Raw genomic sequence first — 20,587 nt, 5'->3', positions numbered from 1 at the left:
CGCAAAAAAGTGGTTCATCATACCATTTCCTGATACTTTTCTGGCCAAAAACAGCAGCGTCAAGTGCCAGCCGGCACCATCCTAAGGGGCTGGATGGGCATCCTGCGCCAGTTTCCAGTCTTCACGGGAAAAAACACGCTCATGACCGGACAACACCAGGGCCAGTTTTTGCAGCCATTGCTCGGTCGGCATGGGTTCGGCCTTGAAGCTGAGCACCACCATCAGCACCAGACTGGCCAGTGCCAGCGCATGGCTGACGGCAAAATGGACGGCGCCGCGGGCATTCCACATAAAGCCCAGCGCCAGCGCCAGGCCCAGCACACAGCCGCTGACGGCTTCCGACACGCTGTGCGCATGCACGACCACGCGCGAGATGGCCACCAGCACGGCAAAGGCCACGCCGACGAGCACGCCGGCATGGCGCCAGCGCGGTTCGGCCCGCTGCAACAACACGTACATCAGCACGGGAAACACGGCGCCGGCGCGCATGGCGTGGCCGCTGAAACCCGTAAAATCGAGCGCGCTGCTGCCCACGCCCCAGCTCATGAAGGCCAGCTTGGACAGCACCACGAGGGCCAGGCCGCCGCCATACCACAAGCTCCAGCTGAGCACCAGACGCCATTGGCGCGAGACGAGCAGCCACAGGGCGATCGCCACGCCAGCCGGCCCCATCACGGACATGTCGGCCGCAAAAGAAATCCCATTCCACCAAGTCATCGTGCACGCGCTTATTTCATGATCAGCTTGCACTATGCCACGACTCTGCCCTGTTCCGCGCGGCTTTTGCTGTGCTGCAGCGAAGAATTACATTCGATTACAAAATTCCCACGCCAACACCATCCGCCTGGACAGCCTGATGGCGTCAGATATTCGTCAGGCGCCTGCCCTTGGGCGGCGCAAAGTCGCGGATCGATTCGATCATGCCCACTTCCAGCGCCTGGTCGGCCGTCAGGTGCAGGTCGGAATACGCGTGCACCTGCCACTGCTCTTCCGTCAGGTTGACGTGGCCGCGCAGGATGCGCTCGGTGCGCATGTCATCGGCGCGCAAGCCCTCGACGATGATGCTGAGCGCATCGGGGCGCGAACCGGGCGAAGCTGTCGCATGCGACTTGTGCACCATGAAGCGGGCCGTGTCGCTGGCATGGCGGCGCCGCCCCGCCAGGAACAGGGTGACGGCGATGGAGGCCACGGCGCCCGCGTTATAGGTGACGATGTCGAGCGGCAACTTGCTGAGAAAGTTGTACAGACAGATGCCATCGCTGACATAGCCGCCGTTGGACTGTATCAAAATGTGCGCGGTGGTGAGCTTGTCTTCCGTGATGTCGGCCACGGCGTTGAAGACGCGCCGTACCATATCGCTGTTGACGTCGCCCGAGAGAGTAAAGTAACCGTGCTGCTCGGTGTTGTTTTGCGTCTCGCTTTGTGTAGTGTTCATGGCAGGCACCCGCAAGAAAGCCAGGATTTCATCATAGCGCATTCCCGCGCGGCCGGGCGCCCTTTTGCAACGGGCCAGCGCCCCTGCCAGCCCCGCAAACCGGGGCTTTTGCTGCAATTTGGCAACGTCTTTTCAGATTGACAGAAACACCCTGCTGGCATATATTCCTCCCACTTGATCGGGAGAGGGCAACCCAGCGTTGCCGCCGAAGGGGCACTACCCAAAAACTCTCAGGCAAAAGGACCGATCAGGCGGACTGAAGTTGTTGCTTTGGCGACATCTTTAGCTCAACTCTGGAGAGCGGCCGCGGCTATTGCCGGCGGCCCACCGAAGGGGCGCACGGGGCAAGCCCCCGTAATCTCTCAGGTACAAAGGACAGGGGGGTCAGTGATCACGCTGGAAAGCCGTGTTTGGCTATTCTATGTTTTGTTAACTCCCCTATTACCTTCGTCCCGAGGAATCCATGACGCTCAAAGCGACCCCACTCAACAACGCCCACCGTGCCCTCGGCGCCCGCATGGTCGATTTCGGCGGCTGGGACATGCCTGTCAACTACGGCTCGCAAATCGAAGAACACAACGCCGTGCGCGGCGATGCCGGCATGTTCGACGTGTCCCATATGTGCGTGGTCGATATCGAAGGCCCGAACGTGCGCGCCTTCCTGCGCGGCTTGCTGGCCAACAATGTTGACAAGCTGCAAGTGTCGGGCAAGGCGCTGTACTCGTGCATGTTGAATGCCGAAGGCACCGTCATCGATGACCTGATCGTCTACTTCTTCAACGAAAACTGGTTCCGCCTCGTCGTCAACGCGGGCACGGCTGAAAAAGACGTGGCCTGGATGCAGCAGCAAAACACCGCCACCAGCAGCGGCCTGACGATCACCGAACGCCGCAATGCCAACGATCCGATGGCCCTCGTCGCCGTACAAGGCCCGAACGCGCGCGCCAAGGTATGGCAAGTGCTGCCGGAAACGCAAGCCGCCTCCGAAGCCATCAAACCGTTCAATGTCGTCATCGTCAAGGACACGGCTTTCGGCGAAGTGATGCTGGCGCGCACCGGCTACACGGGCGAAGACGGCTTTGAAATCGGCGTGGCCGCCACCCAGGTGGAAGCGCTGTGGAACGCCTTGATCGCCGCCGGCGTCAAGCCGGCCGGCCTGGGCGCGCGCGACACCCTGCGCCTGGAAGCGGGCATGAATCTGTACGGCCAGGACATGGACGAAACCGTCAACCCGCTCGACGCGGGCCTGGCGTGGACCATCGACCTGGTCAGCGAGCGCGACTTCATCGGCAAGGCTGCCCTGCTGGCCAAGGGCCAGAACGCGCAATTCGTCGGCCTGATCCTGCGTGAAAAAGGCGGCGTGCTGCGCGCCCACCAGAAAGTCATCATCGCCGGCAATGACGCCACGGGCGAAATCACCAGCGGCACCTTCAGCCCGACCATGCAGGAAGCGATCGCCCTGGCGCGCGTGCCCAACGGCGTAGCGGTAGGCGACAGCGTGCACGTGGAAATCCGCGGCAAGCAACTGGCCGCTTCGGTCGTCAAGCTGCCTTTCGTGCGTAACGGTAAAATCCTGGCTGCGTAAGCGTATTAGAGCCGCCCGCAAGACCGTACAACCATAATCAATAACGAACACTTACCATCTGGAGCCACACATGAACATTCCTGCAGACCTGAAGTACACCGCTTCCCACGAATGGGTACGCCTTGAAGGCGACGGCACGATCACCGTCGGCATCACCGAGTACGCGCAGGACGCCCTGGGCGACATCGTCTTCGTCGAACTGCCAACCGTGGGCAATACCTACGGCGCCGGCGACGACGCCGCCGTGGTGGAATCGGTCAAGGCAGCGAGCGACATCTACGCGCCGATCGCCGGCGAAGTCGTGGCCGTCAACGACGACGTGGTCAACTCGCCCGAGTCGATCAATGCCGACGCCTACGCCAACTGGCTGTTCAAGATCAAGCCAGCCGACGTGTCGGCCCTGGACGGCTTGCTCGACGCTGCCGCCTATGGCGCCACCACCAGCGCCTAATCGCGTTTGACTCACGGGCCGCGTTTGCGGCCCGTTTGCATTTAATTTTGTAGCTATGCCCCGCCGCCGCGCCCGCGCGCCGCATCCCGGTTTTTCAGTCTTTTTTGGCCTCTATATCATGACCCGCACCAGCCTGACCCAACTCGAAGCACGCGATGCCTTCATCGCCCGCCACATCGGCCCTTCCGCCACCGAACAGCAAGCCATGCTGGCGACCCTCGGCTATCCATCGCGCGCCGCGCTGATCGACGCCCTGGTGCCGGCCAACATCCGCAACAAGGGCGCCCTGCCATTGGGTGCTTACTCGCAGCCGATGCCGGAACAGGAAGCGCTGTCGCGCCTGAAAGCCATCGCCGGCAAGAACCAGGTGCTCAAATCCCTGATCGGCCAGGGCTACTACAACACGTTCACCCCTGGCGTCGTGCTGCGCAACATCTTTGAAAACCCGGCCTGGTACACGGCGTACACGCCTTACCAGCCGGAGATTTCGCAAGGCCGCCTGGAAGCGATCCTGAACTTCCAGCAAGTGATCACGGACCTGACCGGCATGGGCATCTCGAACGCCTCGATGCTGGACGAAGGCACGGCCGCCGCCGAAGCGATGACCCTGATCCAGCGCGTGGGCAAGTCGAAGTCGAACGTGCTGTACGTCGCCAATGACGTGCTGCCGCAAACGCTGGAAGTGGTGCAGACGCGCGCCCAGCCGATCGGCATCGACGTGCGCACCTTCGACCCGGCGGAGATTGAGTCGCTGGACGCCTGCTTCGGCGTGCTGCTGCAATACCCTGGCGTGAACGGTTTAGTCCGCGACTACCGCGCCGGCGTGGAAAAACTGCACGCGAATGGCGCCATGGTCATCGTCGCGGCCGACCTGCTGGCCCTGACCATGCTGACGCCTCCGGGCGAATGGGGCGCCGACGTCGTCGTCGGCAACAGCCAGCGCTTCGGCGTGCCGCTCGGTTTCGGCGGCCCGCACGCGGGCTTCCTGTCCACGCGCGATGAATTCAAGCGCAATATGTCGGGCCGCCTGGTCGGCGTGACCGTCGATGCGCAAGGCAACAAGGCGTATCGTCTGGCCCTGCAAACGCGCGAACAGCACATCCGCCGCGAAAAAGCGACGTCGAATATCTGCACGGCGCAAGTGCTGCTGGCCGTGATGGCCTCGATGTACGCTGTCTACCACGGCCCTGCCGGCCTGCTGCAGATCGCCCAGCGCGTGCACCGCTTTACGGGCGTGCTGGCCGCCAACCTGAAGACCCTCGGTTATGGCGTCGTCAACGCCAGCTACTTCGACACCCTGACCATCAACGTGGCCGATGCGGCGCAACTGCACGCGACGGCCATGCACCACGGCGTCAACCTGCGCAAGATCGACAACACCCATGTCGGCGTGTCGCTCGATGAAACCACCACGCGCGACGATATCGCGTTGCTGTGGAAAGTGTTCGCGCACGGCCTGGTCAACGCGCCTGCCGCCCCGGACCTGGACGCCGTTGAAGCGGCCGTGACCAGCGCGCTGCCGGCGAATCTGGCGCGTGAAAGCGCCTACCTGACGCACCCGGTATTCAACAGCTACCACTCGGAACACGAAATGCTGCGCTACCTGCGCAGCCTGGCCGACAAGGACCTGGCGCTGGACCGCACCATGATCCCGCTCGGCTCGTGCACCATGAAGCTGAACGCGACGAGCGAAATGATTCCCGTCACCTGGCCCGAGTTCTCGAACATCCACCCGTTCGCGCCGGATGCGCAAACGGTCGGCTACCGCGAAATGATCTCGCAACTGGAAGAAATGCTGTGCGCGCTGACGGGCTACGCGGCCGTCTCGCTGCAGCCGAACGCCGGCTCGCAGGGTGAATACGCGGGTCTGCTGGTGATCAAGGCGTATCACGAGTCGCGCGGCGAAGGCCACCGCAACATCTGCCTGATTCCCTCGTCGGCGCACGGCACCAACCCCGCATCGGCCAATATGGTCGGCATGCAGGTCGTCGTCACCAGCTGCGACGCCAACGGCAACGTGGACCTGGCCGACCTGAAAGCGAAAGCGGAAAAGCACAGCGCCAACCTCGCTTGCGTGATGGTCACCTACCCATCCACCCACGGCGTGTTTGAAGAAGGCATCCAGGAACTGTGCGAGATCATCCACGCGCACGGCGGCCAGGTCTACATCGACGGCGCCAACATGAATGCGCTGGTCGGCGTGGCCGCTCCCGGCTCGTTTGGCGGCGACGTGTCGCACCTGAACCTGCACAAAACCTTCTGCATCCCGCACGGTGGTGGCGGACCAGGCGTCGGCCCGATCGGCGTGGGCGCCCACCTGGCGAAATTCCTGCCGAACCAGCGTTCCTCCGGCTACCAACGTGACGCCGCCGGCATCGGCGCCGTCAGCGCCGCGCCATTCGGCTCGGCCAGCATCCTGCCGATTTCGTGGATGTACATCGCCATGATGGGCGCAGAGGGCTTGACCGCAGCGACCGAGACGGCGATTCTGGCGGCGAACTACATCGCCCGCCGCCTGGCGCCGCACTATCCCGTGCTGTACTCGGGCCACGACGGCCTGGTCGCGCACGAATGCATCCTGGACCTGCGCCCGATCACGGACGCCACCGGCATCAGCAACGAAGACGTGGCCAAGCGTTTGATGGACTTCGGTTTCCATGCGCCGACCATGAGCTTCCCCGTGCCGGGCACCCTGATGATCGAGCCGACGGAAAGCGAATCGAAAGTGGAAATCGACCGCTTCATCGACGCCATGATCGCCATCCGCGCGGAAATCGCCAAGGTCGCCAGCGGCGAATTCGACCACGACGACAACCCATTGAAAAACGCGCCGCACACGGCGCAGGTGCTGATGTCGGACAACTGGGAACGCAAGTACAGCCGTGAGATCGCCGCCTACCCGGTCGCCTCGCTGCGCCAGCGCAAATACTGGCCACCGGTCGGCCGCGCCGACAACGTGTACGGCGACCGCAACCTGTTCTGCGGCTGTGCTCCGATCAGTTCGTACGAAGAAGAGTAAGCGCCACGCGCCCGCTTCGGCGGGCGTGTCGACGACAAGAAGGCAGGCCACACGGCCTGCCTTCTTTCATCGTAGGTCGGATTAGCGCGTGAGCGCGTAATCCGACACCACCACCGGCCTCGCCAACAATGTTGTCGGATTACGCTACGCTAATCCGACCTACAACGCCAGCAAGACCGCGCCGGGCAGCCCCAGCACGGTACTCAGCATCGTCAGCAACATGACATCGCGCCGTTCGCAGCGGGCGCGGTGCGAACTCCAGGCGGCAAACAGCAGCGCCACGGCCACGCCGCTGAGCGCAATTCCCACTTCCGTCATGCCAGCTTTCCCGCCATTGATTCTTTTTTCATCGTTCTCATCCTTTTCATTGATTGAGCAAGCTACCTACCGGTAGGCAGTAAGTGTACAATAAAAAACACGGCGGCGTCCATGCCCCGTTTTTTTGACGACACGAAGGAAGCGCAATGCAGCAGCAAACCACTCTCCCCGCCGCCAGTCTTGGGCTGGCGGCTTCCCTGGCCCTCGTGGCCGTGCTCGGTCCGGCCGGCATCGACATGTATCTGGCCTCGATGCCCGCCATGGCGCGCGAGCTGCACACCTCGTATGCGAACGTGCAACTGAGCCTGACCGTCTTCCTGCTGGCCCTGGGCGGCGGGCAGCTGCTGTGCGGGCCGCTGACCGACATGCTGGGCCGACGCCGTCCGCTCTTGGCCGGCATCGTCGTGTATATACTTGCGGCCGCCTGGGCGTCGCAGGCGGATCAATTGAGCACCCTGCTGCTGGCGCGGCTGGTACAAGGCCTGGGCGCGGCGCTGACCCTGGTCGTAGTGATGGGCATGGTGCGCGACGTGGCCGATGGCGTGCAGGCGGCGCGGCTGTTTGCCCTCCTGATGACCATCGTCGGCCTGGCGCCCGTGCTGGCGCCGGCCGTGGGCGGCTTGCTCGACGCGCACTACGGTTGGCGCGCCGTGATGCTGGCCCTGGCCGCGCTGGGTGTGTTGACCCTGCTCAATAGCGCGCTGTTCCTACCGGAAACCTTGCCGCTGAAGAAGCGCGTTTCACCGCAAGGCATGCACCGCACCTATGCGCGCATCGCACTGGACCGCGCCTTCCTGCTGCCCGCGCTGGCCCTGTCCGCCGCTTTCTTTTTCCTGTTTGCGTATATCGGCGGCGCATCGCTCGTGTACCAGCGCGATTTCGGCCTGTCCGCCAGCAATTTCGGCCTGGTCTTTGGCGCCACGGGCGTGGCCGTGCTGCTGGGCGCGATGGCCAGCGCCCGCCTGGTGGAAAAGCATGGCGTGGCACGCCTGAGCGTGGCGGGCAGCGTGGCCATGCTGGGCGGCGCTGGACTGGCATTGCTCGGTGCCTGGGCGGGAGGGGGAATAACGGCCGTCGTGCCGGGCATGTTCGTAGCCCTGTTCGGCCTGGGCATCGCGGAAGCGGCGCTGATGGCCATGGCCATGGTTTCCCAGCAGCGCGCGCTCGGTTCCACGGCCGCCCTGCTGGGCGCCATCCAGATGAGCTTGTCGTCCCTGGCCACGCCGCTGGCGGCCAGCCTGTCCGAACGGGGGCCGTTGCCATGGCTGCTGTTCTTGACCGTGGCCGGCCTGCTGGTATCATGGCTGACCCTGGCCACTGCGCGCGTCCATCCGGTCCATGCCAGCAGCCTGGGAGCGCACTGACGCCTCACCCACTCTCACCCCAATGATGAAAAAACGCTCGGCTTCGGCCGATAACATCTGTGCCGTCGCCGTCGTGCACTTTTCGGAGCACGGCTACGATGCGTCGTCCCTCAGCGACATCGCCGCGCAGGCGGGCATGCGCAAGGCTTCGCTGTATTCGCATTTCGCCGGCAAGGACGCCCTGTTTCTGGACGTGTTTGCCGACGCGCTGGCTGAAGAGCAAGCCTTCATGGACAGTTGCTTCGCCGACGAGTCGGCGCTGGCGGCGCCCGGCGGCCAGCAAGCTGGCGCCGTGTACTGCGACCGCATGGCGCAGCGCTACGCGGAGTCGGCCCATTTGCGCTTTTTGCTGCGCACGGCGTATTTGCCGCCAGCGCCCCTGCGCATCGAAGTCGGCACGGGCTACGAAGCCTTGCTGGCGCAATTGCAGCGGCATTACGTGTCCAGCCTGAGTCGCATGGCGCCATCCCTGCCGCCGCAGCGCGTCGAGCTGTATGCTCAAGCCTACCTGGGCATCGTCGACAGCCTGCATGTGGAGTTGATCTATGCGGGTGGCGCCGCGCTGCAGCAGCGTCACGCTGCGCTATGGCAGATATTGTCCGATTCGCTGGCGATGGCGGCGCAAACGGCCTGATGCGGCATAAGGTGGAGGCCACATGATTTTCGGCGAGGCTCACTGCGCGAAAACTGGGTCAGGCATACGCGTGCACCAGTATCAAGCCAGCAAGCGGAACGACGGCAAACAGCACAACAACGCCAAGACATCCTGATCTGGATCCCGGTCTGGAACCCGCAGGAGAAGTGCCGCGCTCACGCTCGCGTGGCGTCCTGGCATGTAGCCATTTGATATGGCAGGACTGACAGAAGAACGTGGTTTTGTTGTTGCACCAGGCTTCAATCGTTCGATCGGTGTGGCATGCAAGCGTACCGCAACGGGCACATTCGAAATGTGTTTCTTTGGGCCGCTTTTTAGAAAAGTGCTTGCCGACAAAGAAGATGACGACAAGGCCGACTATTATCGCCCCAACGATCAATTCCATAGACATGTGTTTTTCTGTATTTGCATAGAGTTTACCGTGGCTACTTCCAGCCAATCAGCGTACTCAAGCATAATGGATTGCCAAACGGCAAAAAATCACAGATTGTCACATTACACTTTGGAAACCTAAGATTTCTTCAGTTGACACCTGGGCAGCCCATCCATAAGATGCCCTCATTATTCATTTACGGAGTCCCACGTGGGTACTTGTTCTAGTGACAGTAGCCGATCTTGTATCGGTGATTGCCTCGGCAGCTAAACAGCAAGCAACGCGGAACTCTCTTTCCTCCGTGCCTTGCTGAGCAAGGTGCGGTGTCTCGCGCGGCCAGTCCGGTTGCGCGCCCCCTCCCTCTTTCCGATCGCGACCGGCTACTGACCCGGATTGCCCGCCAGCGCCATGCTTTGCCATGCGTGCTGGCGGCACGCAAGTCTTGCCTGCGGCTGCGCCGCCCGTCAACACCTCGTCGTGAAAGGAAGAGCCATGAATCTCTTCACCCGCTTATTCGAATCGTTCCTGCGCAAGCGCCATACGGCCGGCCACTTCCGCCGTCGCGCCATGCCGCTGGAAAACAGCACGGCCCGCCCCGTGCCCGACCACCTGGCGCGCCAGCTGCTGGCCGCCGCCCATGAAGACCTGGACAGCGCGCTGAACCGCCTGCACACGCGGGCCGAAGGCTTGCGCGATGCAGAGGCGCAAGTGATCGGCGCGCAAACGGGCCCGAACGAGGTCGAGCATGAAAAACCGCTGGCCTGGTACCAGCACCTGTGGCTGTGCTACAAAAATCCGTTCAACCTGCTGCTCACGGTGCTGGCCATCGTGTCCTACCTGACGGAAGACCCGAAGGCGACCATCGTCATCGGCACCATGGTGATCCTGTCGACCCTGCTGCGCTTCGTGCAGGAAGGCCGCTCGAACCGGGCTGCCGAGCGTCTGAAAGCCATGGTCAGCAACACAGCCACCGTGCTGCGCAATGGCCAGCAGATCGAGCTGCCGATCCGCCAGTTGGTGCAGGGCGACATCATCGTGCTGTCGGCCGGCGACATGATCCCCGCCGATTGCCGACTGCTCAGTGCGAAAGACCTGTTCGTCAGCCAGGCAGCCATGACGGGCGAGTCCTTGCCGGTGGAAAAGATGGCCGAGCTGGCCGACAGCGCTGGCCGCGATCCGATGGAACTGGCCAATTTGCTGTTCATGGGCACGAACGTGATTTCGGGCGCGGCCACGGCGCTGGTCCTGGCGACCGGCAACCGCACCTATTTCGGCACCATCGCCACGAGAGTGACGGCTACCGAGCGCACGCCAACGGCGTTCGAAGCGGGCGTCAACAGCGTCAGCTGGCTCTTGATCCGCTTCGCTCTCGTGATGGCGCCACTCGTGTTCCTGATCAATGGCTGGACCAAGGGCGACTGGATGGAAGCGTTCCTGTTCGCCCTGTCGGTCGCCGTGGGCCTGACGCCGGAAATGCTGCCCATGATCGTCACCAGCACCCTGGCCAAGGGCGCCGTGAAACTGTCGAAAAAGAAAGTCGTCGTGAAACGCCTGGACGCCATCCAGAACTTCGGCGCCATGGACGTGTTGTGCACGGACAAGACGGGCACCTTGACGCAGGACAAGATCGTGCTCGAGCGCCATACGGACGTGTTCGGCCAGCCATCCGATGAAGTGCTGCAATTCGCGTATCTGAACAGCCACTACCAGACGGGCCTGAAAAACCTGCTCGATCGCGCCGTGCTCGACCACGTGGAATTGCAGACGGAAATGCAGCTGGCCCGCGATTACGTGAAAGTCGATGAAATCCCGTTTGATTTCGTGCGCCGCCGCATGTCCGTCGTCGTGTCCGAAAAGAATGATCACCATGAACTGATCTGCAAGGGCGCCGTCGAGGAAATCCTCGCCGCCTGCAGCCAATTGCGCCTGGGCGGCGTGAACATTCCCCTCGATCCTGCCCTGCTGGCCAAGGTGCTGGACACCACGCATGGCCTGAACGCGGAAGGGCTAAGAGTGGTCGCCGTGGCCGTCAAGGAAGTGCCGCCCCATAAAACCGTGTATGGCGTGGCCGATGAAACGGCGCTGACCCTGATCGGTTATGTGGCGTTTCTCGATCCGCCGAAGGAATCGACGGCGCCCGCCCTGCGCGCGCTGGCGGAACATGGCGTCACCGTGAAAGTCTTGACGGGCGACAACCACCTGGTGACGGCGAAGATTTGCCGCGAAGTGGGTCTGGCCGTGCATGGCGTGCTGCAAGGCCCGCAACTGGACGACATGGACGACGCCACCCTGGCGCAAGCGGCCGAAGACAACACCGTGTTTGCCAAGCTCAGCCCGCTGCACAAGGAGCGCCTCGTGCGCGCCCTGCGCGGCAATGGCCACATCGTCGGCTTCATGGGCGACGGCATCAACGACGCGCCCGCCCTGCGCGCGGCCGACATCGGCATTTCCGTCGATTCGGCCGTCGATATCGCCAAGGAAGCGGCCGACATCATCCTGCTGGAAAAAAGCCTGATGGTGCTGGAAGAAGGCGTGCTGGAAGGCCGGCGCACCTTCAGCAACATGCTCAAATACATACGCATGACGGCCAGTTCGAACTTCGGCAATGTGTTTTCCGTACTGGTGGCCAGCGCCTTCTTGCCGTTTTTGCCGATGCTGCCGCTGCACTTGCTGGTGCAAAACCTGTTGTATGACGTGTCGCAGATCGCCATTCCCTTCGACAATGTGGATGCCGAGCTAATCCAGCAGCCTCTGAGCTGGAACCCGCGCGACATCGGCCGCTTCATGGTCTTCTTCGGCCCCATCAGCTCGATCTTCGACATCAGCACTTTTATCCTGATGTGGCATGTGTTTGGCGCGAACACGCCTGAGCAGCAGACGCTGTTCCAGTCCGGCTGGTTCGTCGTGGGACTCTTGACGCAAACCCTGATCGTGCACCTGATCCGTACGCCCAAGCTGCCCTTCATCGACAGCATTGCGTCCGTGCCCCTGCTGGTGGCCACGACCCTTATCATGGCCGTGGGCGTGTTCCTGCCGATGGGACCGCTGGCGACCTACTTCAAGCTGCAAGCCTTGCCGCTGGGCTATTTCCCCTGGCTGCTGGGCATCCTCGTGTGCTACACGGTGCTGACGACGTTCATGAAACGCGTGTATCTGCGCAAATTCGGCTGGCAATAGTATGATGAGCCGCTCTTTCCCCTACAAAAGGCGCGCATGAGCGGCTCTTCCCTTTCCAAACGTAATCTTGCCCTGCTGTTGTCGGCCCTCGTCTTCCCCGGCAGCGGGCATTTTGTATTGAAACGCAAGGCGCGCGGCTGCCTCTTCCTCGTGCCGGCCCTGGTGGCGCTGATACTCGTATTGCGCCAGATCATGGCACGTTTAGACCAGGTAATGGCACAGATCGACAGCGGCGCCCTGCCCCTCGACGTGCAGCTGATCGTGGAAAAAGTCGATGCCCTGTCTGCCAATGACGGGCCCGCCATGACGGTGGCCGTGGGTGTGCTGGCGGCGTGCTGGATAGGCAGCCTCGTCGACACCTTCCTGATCAAGCCATGACGACGGAAGCAGTCGCGCGCAAACTGCGCAAGGAAGCCAGGATGCAGGCGCGCCGCGCGCAGCTGGCGCTCAGCCGCCAGGACCATGGCGGCCCGCTGGCCTGGCGCGGCTGGTTCGACGGCTCAGCCCATCCGAATCCGGGCAAGCTGGGCATAGGCGCACTGCTGCTGGGGCCGAACGGCGAACGCATCGAGGTAAGCGAGTCGGCTGGCTATGGCAGCAGCAGCGACGCGGAATACGCGGCCCTGACGGCCGTGCTGCAAGCGGCACTCAAGGTGCGCCCGCAGCCCGTGCAATTGCTGCTGTTCGGCGACAGCCAGGTGGTGATCAACGACGTGCTGGGAACGACGCCGGTCGGCGCCAAGGGACTGGAAACGCAAAGGGCCACCGTAGTGGCCCTGCTGGAACAATTCACGGATGTGAGCTTGCGCTGGATTCCTCGCCACAGGAATGGCGAGGCGGACCGGCTGTCCCAGCTGGCGATTAGCGGCTGGGTAGAAGAAGATTAAGCAGCGCGGCCGATCCGCAATGCTTCTTGCTGTGCCTTGGCCGCAGGACGCTTGGCGCCCTTCAAACCGCTGACACTGGCCTGCTGCCCGTTCAGTTTAAAGACGCTGACGACTTGCGCCAGGTTATGCGCCTGGTGCTGCATCGATTCGGCGGCCGCCGCCGACTCTTCCACCAGGGCCGCATTTTGCTGCGTGACGGCATCCATCTGGCCGATGGCGCGGTTGATCTCGTCGATGCCCACGCTTTGCTCGCTGCTCGCTGCCGTGATTTCCGTGATGATGTCGCTCACGCGCTGTACGCTGTCGACGATGTCGGTCATGGTCGAACCGGCTTGCGCCACCAGCATGCTGCCCGCGTTGACTTGCTCCACGGACGCGCCGATCAGGGTTTTGATCTCTTTCGCGGCAGAAGCGGAACGCTGGGCCAGATTGCGAACTTCGGACGCCACGACGGCAAAACCACGTCCCTGTTCACCTGCGCGCGCCGCTTCCACGGCCGCGTTCAAGGCCAGGATATTCGTCTGGAAGGCGATGCCGTCGATCACGGAAATGATGTCGACGATCTTGTTCGACGAAGCGTTGATCGATTCCATCGTGCCCACCACTTGCGCCACGACTTCACCGCCCTTGACAGCCACTTGCGCCGCCGAGGCCGCCAATTGATTCGCCTGGCGCGCATTGTCCGCATTCTGTTTCACGGTGCTGGTCAATTCTTCCATCGACGACGCAGTTTCTTCCAAGGAACCGGCCTGCTCTTCCGTGCGGGAAGACAGGTCCTGGTTGCCGGCGGCAATTTGCGTCGACGACGTGGCGATGCTGTCCGTGCCGCTGCGCACTTCGCCCACGATGTTGAGCAGGCTCGTGTTCATGTCCTTCAGAGCCAGCAAGAGTTGGCCCGTCTCATCCTTGGCGCTGGCGTCGATCTGCGCCGTCAAGTCGCCATCAGCCACCTTGCGGGCGATGTCCACGGCCGTGCGCAAGGGACGCACGATGCCCATCGTCAACAACCAGGCGCACACGACGCCAAAACCCAGCGCCAGCACGGCCAGAGTCAGCAGCAAGTTGCGGCTCGTCTTGGCGACCTCGTCGATCTCGCGCGCGGTTTTATCGATGCTGGCGCGCTGGTGCTGCAGCATGTCGTTGACCACTTTCAGGTATTTCGTCGAACCAGGCACGAAGATGCCCTGGAAAGCCTGCTCCGCTTCCGCTTCCTGTCCATCCGCCTTCAGCTTCGACACTTGCGCGCGCGAATCGAGGTAGACCTTGCGCTGTTCGCTCACCAGGCGGAACAGTTCTTTTTCTTCCGGGCTGGAAATCAAGGCTTCGATTTTCTTTTGCAATTCGCCCGAGACGACGGACGATTGCTTGGCTTCTTCCGCAAAATACGCGCCCAAGGTCGTGTCGCTGCTGCGCGCGATGGCCGTGGTGCGGCGCACGCCGCTGTCGATTTTCGCGTACCAGTCGGAAATATAGCGTTCCTTCGTCAGCGGCAATTCCATCATGGTGCGCGTGGCCGTGGCCACGTCATGCAAACGCCACACGCTGATGCCGGTGATGAGCATGGAAAACAGCAAAATCACGGCAAAACCCAGGCCGAGGCGCACACCAATACTGACGTTTCTTAACAAATTCATGTGAATATCCTAAAAAAGCGGAACCAGACTATATAAAAGGGGTTGCGGCTGCACGGGGCGGCCGCGGCGCGATCAGCGTGTGCCGATGCGCAAGGCGGTTTGCGGCGCTGCCGGGCGTTTTGGCGTCTTGGCAGCACTGGCGCCGGCCTGCTGGCCGTTGAGCTTGAAGACGCTGACGACCTGCGCCAGGTTATGCGCCTGGTGCTGCATCGATTCGGCGGCAGCAGCCGATTCTTCCACCAGGGCCGCGTTTTGCTGCGTCACGGCGTCCATCTGGCCGATGGCGCGGTTGATCTCGTCGATGCCCACGCTTTGCTCGCTGCTGGCTGCCGTGATTTCCGTGATGATGTCGCTCACGCGCTGCACGCTGTCGACGATGTCGGTCATGGTCGAACCAGCTTGCGCCACCAGCATGCTGCCCGCGTTGACTTGCTCCACGGACGCGCCGATCAGGGTCTTGATCTCTTTCGCGGCCGAAGCGGAACGCTGGGCCAGATTGCGCACTTCGGACGCCACGACGGCAAAACCACGTCCCTGTTCACCGGCGCGTGCAGCTTCCACGGCCGCGTTCAAGGCCAGGATATTCGTCTGGAAAGCGATGCCGTCGATGACGGAAATGATGTCGACGATCTTGTTCGACGACGCATTGATCGATTCCATCGTGCCGACCACCTGCGCCACGACTTCGCCGCCCTTGACAGCCACTTGCGCCGCCGAGGCCGCCAATTGATTCGCCTGGCGCGCATTGTCCGCATTCTGTTTCACGGTGCTGGTCAGTTCTTCCATCGATGACGCCGTCTCCTCCAGGGAACCGGCCTGCTCTTCCGTGCGGGAAGACAGGTCCTGGTTGCCGGCGGCGATTTGCGTCGAGGATGTGGCGATGCTGTCCGTGCCGCTGCGCACTTCGCCCACGATGTTGAGCAGGCTCGTGTTCATGTCCTTCAGGGCCAGCAAAAGTTGGCCCGTTTCATCCTTGGCGCTGGCGTCGATCTGCGCCGTCAAGTCGCCATCGGCCACCTTGCGGGCGATGTCCACGGCCGTGCGCAAGGGACGCACGATGCCCATCGTCAAGACCCAGGCGCACACGACGCCGAAGCCCAGCGCCAGCGCGGCCAGCACCAGCATCAGGTTGCGGCTGGTATTGGCGACGCCGTCGATTTCGCGCGCCGTCGTGTCGATGCTGGCGCGCTGGTGTTCCAGCAAGTCCTGCACCATCTTCTGGTACTTGGCGGCGGCCGGCACGAAGGTCTTTTCAAACACTTCATTGGCGGCGTCGGCCTGCGCTTCGCCCTTCAGCTTGTAGACCTGGTCGCGCGAACTGATGTACACCTTGCGCTGTTCCAGCAAGCCCGCGAACATGGCTTTTTCTTCCGGCTTGTCGATCAGCGCCTCGATTTTCTTTTGCAGTTCAGCCGAGCTGGACGACGAGACTTTCGATTCTTCCGCGAAATAGCCGCTGAGCGAGGTGTCGCTGCTGCGGGCAATCGCGATGGTGCGGCGCACGGCGCTGTCGATACGGCCATACCAGTCGGAAATGTAGCGTTCCTTCGCCAGCGGTTGCTCCATCATGACGCGCGTGGCGCTGGCCACGTCGTGCAGGCGCCAGACGCTGATGCCCGTAATGAGCATGGAAAACAGCAAAATCACGGCAAAACCGAGTCCGAGGCGAACACCGATGCTGACGTTGCGTAATAAATTCATGTGACTATCCTAAAAAGCCCTGCCGTCAGCCTGAGAACAAGCTGACGATCTCGCTCATGGGCGGGCGCTGGCTGGCCGCTGTAGCGAATTGGCGTGACAAGTGAAACTGGCGCACGGTTCGGCTGAACCGTGCGCCAGGAAATGCGCTAGCGTGCGCCTTGCAGAAAAAGCAAACAATGCCGAGAGTCAATTATTTCCGACAAATCCAGTCAAAATGACCGCGGCGAGAATTAAGCGGCTAATTTTTCGATCAAGCCCATGTCGGCGCTGGACATCAGCTGGTCGATATCGACCAGGATCAGCATGCGCTCGTCGATGGTGCCCAGGCCGATCACGTATTCCGTATTGATCGAACGGCCCATGTCCGGCGCCGGCTTGATCTGTTCCGGCATCAGCGTGGTGACGTCGGAGACGCGGTCGACGACCATGCCGACGACGCGGTTGCCGATGTTGAGGATGATGACGACGGTGAACTGGTCATAGCTGGGCGTGCCCAGGTTGAACTTGATGCGCATGTCGACGATCGGCACGATGATGCCGCGCAGGTTGACCACGCCCTTGACGAACTCGGGGGCGTTGGCGATGCGGGTCGGCGTTTCATAGCTGCGGATTTCGCTGACTTTCTGGATGTCGATGCCATACTCTTCCTGGCCGAGGGTAAAAGCCAGGTATTCGGCAGCCTTGGCAACGGTTGCGCCAGTGTCGCTGGAAATGGTGTTCATGATAATCCTTTAATTAACTCGCCTGGGGCGCAGGCCAGCATGCACGATGGCATGACTGCCACTAGTATGTTTTTTGCAAATACTTTCTCGCAATTAGCTTATGCTTCTAATTTCCGTGCGGCAATGTTACCCCATGTAAATTCTACATGCACTAAAAAAGAGCAATTGCTGGAAGAATGATTTCAAAAGTACAATTTATGTAGCAAATACGGCACGCCGAAGGGCAGACCACCGGCCGCAGTCGGCGGCGTTTTATGCCACACTGGCGGCCCCTGCTTTTTATGACCTTAACCATGCACTCTTTGCTTTCTCAATGGCAACCACGCCTGCTGGCGCTGGCCACGGCCGGCCTGGGCGATGACAGCGCCCACGACCTCAACCACCTGCACCGCGTCTGGCGCAATGCCAGTGCCCTGCTGCAAGAGCATGCGGACGCGGACCCCCTCACCGTGATGGCCGCCTGCTATCTGCACGACCTCGTCAACCTGCCAAAAAACCACCCCGAACGCCACCTGGCCTCGCGCCAGGCGGCGGCGCTGGCTTGCCGCCAGTTGGCGGAACTGGATTTCCCGGCAGAAAAATTGGCGGGCGTGGCCCACGCCATCGAGACGCACAGTTTTTCCGCCAACTTGCCGCCACACACCATCGAAGCGCAGATCGTGCAGGATGCCGACCGCATCGACGCGCTGGGCGCCGTGGGACTGGCGCGCCTGTTTTACACTGCCGCGCGCATGGATAGCGCGCTGGCGCATGGCACGGATCCGCTGGCACAGCAGCGTCCGCTCGACGACAAGGCCTATGCGCTCGACCATATCGTCACCAAGCTCGACAAGCTGCCCGGCAAGATGCAGACGGCGGCAGGACGCGCACTGGCCGAACAGCGGCTGGCCGTGTTGACGGACTTCCGCGCCGCCTTTGCCGACGAATGGGGAATGCCCCCTGACATGGATGGCGATAGCCAGCGTGGTTCCCGCTGTCTATAATGCAAGCCTCAGCTATCGCGCCGCGCGTCAGCAGCATCCTGTCACGCGCCGGCGCTATGCCAACGCGCCGAAAGCATGCATGTCCGATAAAACCAGCCCCGACAGCAATTCCCCGTCCTCCCCCGCCCTAAAGAGCGCCGGCAACCTCAATTTCATCCTCGTCTGCGTCTTCATCGACATGCTGGGCATCGGCCTGGTGGTGCCCGTGCTGCCCATCCTGATCGGCAACTTTGTCGACGGCAAGGATGCGCAAGCGTTCTGGTACGGCATCATGGCGGCCCTCTTCGGTTTGCTGCAGTTCATCTTCATGCCCATGCTGGGCGCCATCAGCGACCGCGTGGGACGCCGTCCCGTGCTGCTGTACTCGATGGCCGGCATGGGCATCAACTTTCTCGCCACGGGTTGGGCGCCGAACCTGGCCTGCCTGTTCATCGGCAGGGTCATCGGCGGCGTCTCGTCGGCCAGCATGTCGGTCGCGTCCGCCTATGCCTCCGACGTGTCCACGCCCGACAACCGCGCCAAGAGTTTCGGCAAGATCGGCGCCGCCTTTGGCCTGGGCTTCATCTGCGGGCCCATGCTGGGCGGCCTGCTGGGCGAAATCGATCTGCGCCTGCCGTTTTACGTGGCGGCGGGCCTGTCGGCGGCCAATTTCATCTACGGCTATTTCTGCGTGCCCGAGTCGCTGCGGCCGGGCCCGCGCGCACCGTTTACCCTGGCGCGCATCAACCCGTTTGCCGCCCTGCTGAAGCTGGTGCGCCGCGTGGAAATCCGCGGCTTGGTGCTGGCCTTCGGCCTGATGACGTTTGCGCAAATGATGCTCAACACCACCTGGGTGCTGTACACGCATTTCCGTTTCGACTGGACGCCGCGCCAGAACGGCATCGCCCTGTTCTGCGTGGGCCTGTGCGCGGCCGTCGTGCAGGCGGGCTTGCTGGGCATACTCATCAAGCGCTTTGGCGAAGTGCGCCTGTCCCTGCTGGGCATGGCCTCGGGCGCCCTCACCTATTTGCTGTACGGCCTGGCAACACAGGGCTGGATGATGTATGCGCTGATCCTGTGCAACCTGCTGGCCTTTGCCGCCGGCCCCGCCCTGCAAGGCATCATCTCGAAATCATCGAACGCCAGCGAACAGGGAGAGCTGATGGGTTCCCTGCAATCGATCAGCAGCCTGGGCATCATCATCATGCCTTTGCTCGGCAGCATGATCCTGGGTGAAGTGAGCCACTTGCCGCCGCAGGACTGGCGCATCGGCAGCACTTTCTACCTGTGCGCCATCATGCAAATTCTGGGCATCCTGGTGGCCTGGCGCTACTTCAAGGCGCAACGCCAGGCAAGACTTGTGGTTTCCACCACAAAGTAGTCGGCGGTATAATATTGCACTTGAGAAATAAATAGGCGAGAATGGGATAATCAGCGGAGCGTTGCCGACGCCCCGCATTCGATGGTGAGCAAGGATGGGTATGACTGACTTTTATTCCAGCGCCTGGCGCCGGACCGTGGCCATGCTGGCGCTGGCGCTGCCACCGCTGGCGGGCGCGCAATGCTCGCGCGACATCCAGGTGCCCGTCTCGGCCATCGGCGCCAGCGTGGTGGTCAATGGCGCCACGATCGGCGGCATCTATCCCGACTTGCTGCGCAGCATGGGCGCCAAACTCGGCTGCAATTTCATCTTCACGGCCGTGCCCCGCGCGCGCCTGGAAGCGATGTTCGAGACGGGCAAGGCCGATATGCTGATCCCGGCCAGCAGCACCTTGCGGCGCGACCAGCATGGCCTGTTCATTCCCATGCTGGGCAGCCGCCCCCTGCTGATCTCGCTGCAGGGCGCGCGCGCGCCCATCAACACCATGCAGGAACTGATCGAGCGGCGCGAATTGCGCGTGGCGCTGGTGCGCGGCTACGACTATGGCGCACCGTACCAGGCGCTGGCGAAGGAACTGAGCAGCCAGGGCCGCCTGTTTTATGAAGTCGACGCGCTGTCCGTGGCGCGCCTGATGCAAAGCGGCTTCATCGATGCCACCATCATGAGCCCCACCATCCTCGCCGGCGTGGCGCAGAACGATGCGCGCGTATATGGCCTGGCCGACCGCTTGCGCCTGGAAGCGCTGCCGGAACTGCCCTGGGGCATGAGCGGCGTCTACCTGTCGCGCAAGTCCCTCACGCCGGAAGACCAGGCCACCCTGCGCGAACTGCTGGACAAGGCGGGCCGCTCCGGTTCCGTGATGGAAGGCTTCCAGCGCCATCACCGCCAGGAACTGTTGTCGCTCAGCATACGCCCCCGCTAAG

At 62.4% G+C, this 20,587-nt stretch carries 18 protein-coding genes and 2 riboswitches; of the genes, 11 read left to right on the top strand and 7 right to left on the bottom strand.

What is annotated here, in order from left to right:
• Positions 1–81: 81 nt before the first annotated feature.
• A complete protein-coding gene (locus P9875_RS13850) occupies positions 82–717 on the bottom strand; it encodes a phosphatase PAP2 family protein (RefSeq protein WP_278318710.1) in 636 nt (211 codons plus the stop codon).
• A gap of 145 nt (positions 718–862) precedes the next feature.
• Positions 863–1,435, bottom strand: a complete 573-nt coding sequence (locus P9875_RS13845; protein ID WP_035826947.1) for an ATP-dependent Clp protease proteolytic subunit — start codon at positions 1,433–1,435, stop codon at positions 863–865.
• Between the two features lie 169 nt (positions 1,436–1,604).
• Positions 1,605–1,691, top strand: a riboswitch (glycine riboswitch).
• 27 nt (positions 1,692–1,718) lie between these two features.
• Positions 1,719–1,824: riboswitch (glycine riboswitch) on the top strand.
• Between the two features lie 74 nt (positions 1,825–1,898).
• Between P9875_RS13845 and gcvT the strand changes: the two genes are divergently transcribed.
• The 3 genes from gcvT to gcvP all read left to right on the top strand — a co-directional run bounded on the left by gcvT (position 1,899) and on the right by gcvP (position 6,490).
• The gene (gene gcvT, locus P9875_RS13840) at positions 1,899–3,020 is read left to right on the top strand and encodes a glycine cleavage system aminomethyltransferase GcvT (protein WP_035818131.1); all 1,122 of its coding nucleotides are present in this window, start codon (positions 1,899–1,901) and stop codon (positions 3,018–3,020) included.
• A 70-nt stretch (positions 3,021–3,090) separates the two neighbouring features.
• Entirely contained in the window at positions 3,091–3,471 is a 381-nt protein-coding gene (gene gcvH, locus P9875_RS13835; protein WP_035818129.1) for a glycine cleavage system protein GcvH, read from the top strand.
• 118 nt (positions 3,472–3,589) lie between these two features.
• Positions 3,590–6,490, top strand: a complete 2,901-nt coding sequence (gcvP, locus tag P9875_RS13830; protein WP_278318709.1) for an aminomethyl-transferring glycine dehydrogenase — start codon at positions 3,590–3,592, stop codon at positions 6,488–6,490.
• Between the two features lie 159 nt (positions 6,491–6,649).
• On the opposite strand, the gene P9875_RS13825 is transcribed toward gcvP, so the two are convergent.
• Positions 6,650–6,808 carry a hypothetical protein gene (locus P9875_RS13825; RefSeq protein ID WP_278318708.1) on the bottom strand — a complete coding sequence of 53 codons (159 nt, stop codon included), beginning with the start codon at positions 6,806–6,808 and terminating at the stop codon, positions 6,650–6,652.
• Positions 6,809–6,954: 146 nt separating this feature from the next.
• Between P9875_RS13825 and P9875_RS13820 the strand changes: the two genes are divergently transcribed.
• Both P9875_RS13820 and P9875_RS13815 read left to right on the top strand, forming a co-directional pair.
• Positions 6,955–8,172 (top strand): Bcr/CflA family efflux MFS transporter, encoded by a 1,218-nt coding sequence (locus P9875_RS13820; RefSeq protein WP_278318707.1) that lies wholly within the window; start codon positions 6,955–6,957, stop codon positions 8,170–8,172.
• 22 nt (positions 8,173–8,194) lie between these two features.
• Complete coding sequence (locus P9875_RS13815) at positions 8,195–8,806, top strand: TetR/AcrR family transcriptional regulator (protein WP_278318706.1); 612 nt, start codon at positions 8,195–8,197, stop codon at positions 8,804–8,806.
• Positions 8,807–8,864: 58 nt separating this feature from the next.
• Here the strand turns inward: P9875_RS13815 and P9875_RS13810 are convergent, their stop codons facing one another.
• Complete coding sequence (locus P9875_RS13810; protein WP_278318705.1) at positions 8,865–9,218, bottom strand: hypothetical protein; 354 nt, start codon at positions 9,216–9,218, stop codon at positions 8,865–8,867.
• Positions 9,219–9,692: 474 nt separating this feature from the next.
• On the opposite strand from P9875_RS13810, the gene mgtA reads away from it, so the two are divergent.
• From mgtA to P9875_RS13795, 3 genes are read left to right on the top strand one after another with little or no spacing between them, the layout of a single operon-like run.
• Complete coding sequence (gene mgtA / locus P9875_RS13805; RefSeq protein ID WP_099402265.1) at positions 9,693–12,377, top strand: magnesium-translocating P-type ATPase; 2,685 nt, start codon at positions 9,693–9,695, stop codon at positions 12,375–12,377.
• Positions 12,378–12,413: 36 nt separating this feature from the next.
• Complete coding sequence (locus P9875_RS13800; RefSeq protein ID WP_278318704.1) at positions 12,414–12,755, top strand: DUF6677 family protein; 342 nt, start codon at positions 12,414–12,416, stop codon at positions 12,753–12,755.
• Positions 12,752–13,264 (top strand): ribonuclease HI family protein, encoded by a 513-nt coding sequence (locus P9875_RS13795; RefSeq protein ID WP_278318703.1) that lies wholly within the window; start codon positions 12,752–12,754, stop codon positions 13,262–13,264. The genes P9875_RS13800 and P9875_RS13795 overlap by 4 nt, the downstream gene beginning before the upstream one ends.
• Here the strand turns inward: P9875_RS13795 and P9875_RS13790 are convergent.
• From P9875_RS13790 to P9875_RS13780, 3 genes are all read right to left on the bottom strand, one after another.
• Positions 13,261–14,898 carry a methyl-accepting chemotaxis protein gene (locus P9875_RS13790; RefSeq protein ID WP_278318702.1) on the bottom strand — a complete coding sequence of 546 codons (1,638 nt, stop codon included), beginning with the start codon at positions 14,896–14,898 and terminating at the stop codon, positions 13,261–13,263. The two genes, P9875_RS13795 and P9875_RS13790, sit on opposite strands and share 4 nt — an antisense overlap.
• A gap of 72 nt (positions 14,899–14,970) precedes the next feature.
• Positions 14,971–16,599, bottom strand: a complete 1,629-nt coding sequence (locus P9875_RS13785) for a methyl-accepting chemotaxis protein (RefSeq protein WP_219310566.1) — start codon at positions 16,597–16,599, stop codon at positions 14,971–14,973.
• 230 nt (positions 16,600–16,829) lie between these two features.
• Positions 16,830–17,321 (bottom strand): chemotaxis protein CheW, encoded by a 492-nt coding sequence (locus P9875_RS13780; RefSeq protein ID WP_035818113.1) that lies wholly within the window; start codon positions 17,319–17,321, stop codon positions 16,830–16,832.
• 293 nt (positions 17,322–17,614) lie between these two features.
• Between P9875_RS13780 and P9875_RS13775 the strand changes: the two genes are divergently transcribed.
• The 3 genes from P9875_RS13775 (at position 17,615) to P9875_RS13765 (ending at position 20,586) form a co-directional block, all read left to right on the top strand.
• Positions 17,615–18,304, top strand: coding sequence for an HD domain-containing protein (locus tag P9875_RS13775; protein WP_278318701.1), 690 nt, complete (start codon positions 17,615–17,617; stop codon positions 18,302–18,304).
• Between the two features lie 79 nt (positions 18,305–18,383).
• Positions 18,384–19,664: a TCR/Tet family MFS transporter gene (locus P9875_RS13770; RefSeq protein WP_278318700.1), complete on the top strand. Its 1,281-nt coding sequence runs from the start codon at positions 18,384–18,386 to the stop codon at positions 19,662–19,664.
• A 100-nt stretch (positions 19,665–19,764) separates the two neighbouring features.
• Positions 19,765–20,586, top strand: coding sequence for a substrate-binding periplasmic protein (locus P9875_RS13765; RefSeq protein WP_176388783.1), 822 nt, complete (start codon positions 19,765–19,767; stop codon positions 20,584–20,586).
• Position 20,587: the final 1 nt, after the last annotated feature.

The sequence above is a fragment of the Janthinobacterium rivuli genome (assembly GCF_029690045.1).
GTDB lineage: Bacteria > Pseudomonadota > Gammaproteobacteria > Burkholderiales > Burkholderiaceae_D > Janthinobacterium > Janthinobacterium rivuli.
This window is presented reverse-complemented; position numbering and strand designations above follow the sequence as displayed.